At 38.1% G+C, this 3,229-nt stretch carries 3 protein-coding genes; 1 reads left to right on the top strand and 2 read right to left on the bottom strand.

Features of this window, described 5'->3' with window-relative positions; all coding sequences use genetic code 11:
• Positions 1–171 precede the first annotated feature (171 nt).
• On the top strand, positions 172–612 hold the full coding sequence (locus B5D40_RS14970; protein WP_143394336.1) for a hypothetical protein: 441 nt from the start codon (positions 172–174) through the stop codon (positions 610–612).
• 5 nt (positions 613–617) lie between these two features.
• Here the strand turns inward: B5D40_RS14970 and B5D40_RS14965 are convergent, their stop codons facing one another.
• Together B5D40_RS14965 and B5D40_RS14960 are read right to left on the bottom strand one after the other, a co-directional pair.
• The gene (locus B5D40_RS14965) at positions 618–1,730 is read right to left on the bottom strand and encodes an EVE domain-containing protein (RefSeq protein ID WP_078777556.1); all 1,113 of its coding nucleotides are present in this window, start codon (positions 1,728–1,730) and stop codon (positions 618–620) included.
• A 71-nt stretch (positions 1,731–1,801) separates the two neighbouring features.
• The gene (locus tag B5D40_RS14960) at positions 1,802–3,034 is read right to left on the bottom strand and encodes a DNA cytosine methyltransferase (protein ID WP_078777558.1); all 1,233 of its coding nucleotides are present in this window, start codon (positions 3,032–3,034) and stop codon (positions 1,802–1,804) included.
• Positions 3,035–3,229: the final 195 nt, after the last annotated feature.

Raw genomic sequence — 3,229 nt, 5'->3', positions numbered from 1 at the left:
ATACTGTTTTTGCCTTCTGTGGAACGGAATGAACAAAAAATGCGAACGTCCTTATCTTGCGTTCGCAAAGTGACTTTTTAAGGGCTGACTATGTATACTGGTTCTCTCCCAGGAGAGAGAGGCGACCAAAGTAAATGTTCGTACGACTTTATCTTAGAGGGTAACAAGACCTTGTCCCTAAAGACAAATACGGGAAAAATGATCTGCCCGCCCGAAGTGGGCCAACCAGGAAACATCACCTGTCTAAAGTACTTTGGTCATCTATGCGAAGGTGACGAAATCAATGAAGTTTCTTTCAAGAATATGGTCTTAAATCGGGTGGCCGAAATGATGCCCATTTACACCAAGTTCCTTTTCGATTCGGATTATATGCTTTGGATTCGAAAAAATAAGAATAAGTACGACTATCAGATTTTCCCACAAGAACTACTTCACAAATTCAACTGGGAAAAGGAGCTTTTCAGCTTCACCAAGCCGACGATTCAAGACTGGAACGATAGCAACACACTCAAGTACAACGGAATTAGCATCGGAGAATTCCAGGTGCATCGAAATCGTAATAGTTATAAGTTCCGATTCAATATGGAAAATCTGATGAAATTGATAGAATAGCCGACTTATCTTTTTCGTTCAAAATTCATTTGACCATTCCTTATAGAATAGGTGTAAACCTGCAATTTCTTGGTTTTACATTCCTTTTCATTCAAAGAAATAACCTTCTCAAGGTTTTGTTTTCGGGAATTATCGCAATTTAGCAAATCGGGGCAATTGAAACAGATTAGTATCGGCTGTGCTATTGATTCGCCCAAAGCAAGTGTCTCATTTATCCATTTTGTATACAATAAAGATCTTTGAATGTGCGGTTCATCAATGGATGTTTTTTGAAACTCTATTAAGAAAATTTTATCAAAAACAAGACCGTCCAAAGAAGTCATTATCAGATAGTCCATTTCAGACTGTTCAATACTATATGGCAAATAATTGCTAAACCACACAACTTCACTGACATCTATTCCCAAAGGTCTAAAAAAGTCTCTATTTCGCCTTGTCATTTCTTGATTAAACAATGTTTCAAGTATTTTTTCATAATGAACATTGCCGTCAGTGTTTACATAAGATAGTTTATTCGGATTCAAGTCTTTAAGAGAGCGATATTTTCTATTTTTGCCTCTATTTGAAATATTTATATGAAGCGGAGAACGTACATTAATATATCTGCTTTTATTATTTGGCAAAAAACTATAGTTGGCATTTTTTCCTATCAACAACTCTATGAGATGCCGAATTTCATCAAATGTTAGCGGTGAAGAGGCTCTTGACTTCCCTGCCACCTTCTTTCCTATAACATTCCAAAGAACTTTTTTCGAAAAGGGGTTGTTCAACACTTCATATTCGGTGATAGGGCGTTCAAACTCATAAGCACGCTCCACTCTAATTTTAAAAGGATATTCATCGCTTGGAGTATCCATTTTATAATACGGAGACGATATGACGCGAAATACCCCATAAATTTCACTTTTAGAGGTTTCGCTTCGAGTAGCCCATAAAAAAATGTAATCTCCTTTTTCTATTTGCAACATATCCGCCGCAATATCGGCAATCGTTTTAAGCCATTGCGCTCCTGTTGGCTGGGGCGTTTTGACAGAGATTATATTATTTTGTAGGGTATAATTTAACGTTTCATCATTTACAACGAAAAGTCGGGCTTTGGGAATTCTGGACGGCTGCATACATATTCTCTCATTACAATTTAACTGCGTTAAATATATCTCGCAGGAAATAAATTGTCAAGCCCTTTCTTTTACAGGTCTTTTTTAGCCTTACGAATTGCAAGACCGATAGCCTTACCGAGCAGCGGAGGAACCGCATTCCCGATTTGAACAAGTTGCTTATTTTTCTTGCCTTCAAAAATAAAATTATCGGGGAACGACTGAAGTCTAGCCATTTCACGAGCCGTCAAAACACGCGGCAACTTAGGATGAATGTTGACTCCACCGTGATTCTCCTTGATTGTACAAGACGCTTCGTTCCATGGACACTTTTTCCATGCGTCAGAGTACCCTTCGTAAAGACTTTTCCCTTCAGGAAGTTTTGCCATCCTAGTTTCCATATCAGGTCTGTGTTTTGTCGGGACATGGTTAAAATCAGAGTCTTCTGGATGTTTCATCAGGTCTTTAATAGCCTCTCCAGTCGTGACATATTCAGACGGTTTTAGAATCGGCTTTGGATACAGATTTTTAAGGCCTATTCTATTTCCAATAAAAATAACTCTTTCTCTTTTCTGCGGAGTGTAATAATCAGCGGCACAAAGTGTAGTCACATTCATTTCGTAGCCGATTGCCCGATAATCCTCAATAATTTTTTTCTCAACCTGTCCACCCAACATACTGCGAAGTCCCTTGACATTTTCGCAAATAACAAATTCCGGTTGCAGGGTCTTCACAATTTCGAGCATTTCTTTATATAAGGAATTCCTAGGATCGTCAACAATACGATTTCCCGCCATACTGAAACCTTGGCAAGGAAAACCACCTGCAACAATATTCAACTTTCTTCTACCAAGTTGTTTTTTTACTGTAGCATAAAATTCGTCCTTCTTTTCTTGAGTTGTTATATCACCACTTACAAACGGATGATCGAAATTACGACGATAAGTCATACCGGCTTCTTCAAACCAATCCAAGCCACAAATCCCCAGCAAGCCAGCCATTTCCAACCCCTTGCTTAAGCCCCCTGCTCCGCAAAACAAATCAACAAAAGTCATTTTTGATAGCTTAATATTTCTCCAACAAGAAGCTATATCAACCCAATTTATATCATCAGCAACTTTCTTTTGAATTATCTTGCGTTGCACAGCCTTTTCAACTTTATTTTTCACAGGATGCAGAAACCCATCTATCGCACTTTCGGGAATCCTATATACATTACCCACTTTAACAGATGGCAACGTCTGTGCCGCAATATAACGACGAATAGATTTAATGGAAACATTCAGATTCTTCGCAACATCTGCTATAGAATAATAATTTTCCATATCAAACTCCTTGGTTTGTCCACATTTGTCCACTTGACATGAAAAAGGTATATATTGTTCTTATTCTTGTCAAGGGACATAACAATTTTCCTGTGAATTTTGGAACAGGCTTTGCCGGGTTTGATTGAACAGTCGCTTTTTCAAAAGACGATTTCAAAAAGTATTCGCGATGTCGTTTCATTTGAAAATGGCGTA

This window comes from Fibrobacter intestinalis, assembly GCF_900167415.1.
Classification (GTDB): Bacteria; Fibrobacterota; Fibrobacteria; order Fibrobacterales; family Fibrobacteraceae; genus Hallerella; species Hallerella intestinalis.
The sequence above is the reverse complement of the archived record's forward strand: the minus strand, read 5'-3'. Positions and strand labels throughout refer to the sequence as shown.

What these genes read in the sequence shown, in the direction of transcription:
- B5D40_RS14965 (WP_078777556.1), bottom strand. Translation starts at nt 1,730, where the DNA reads ATGCAGCCGTCCAGAATTCCCAAAGCCCGACTTTTCGTTGTAAATGAT.
- B5D40_RS14960 (WP_078777558.1), bottom strand. Translation starts at nt 3,034, where the DNA reads ATGGAAAATTATTATTCTATAGCAGATGTTGCGAAGAATCTGAATGTT.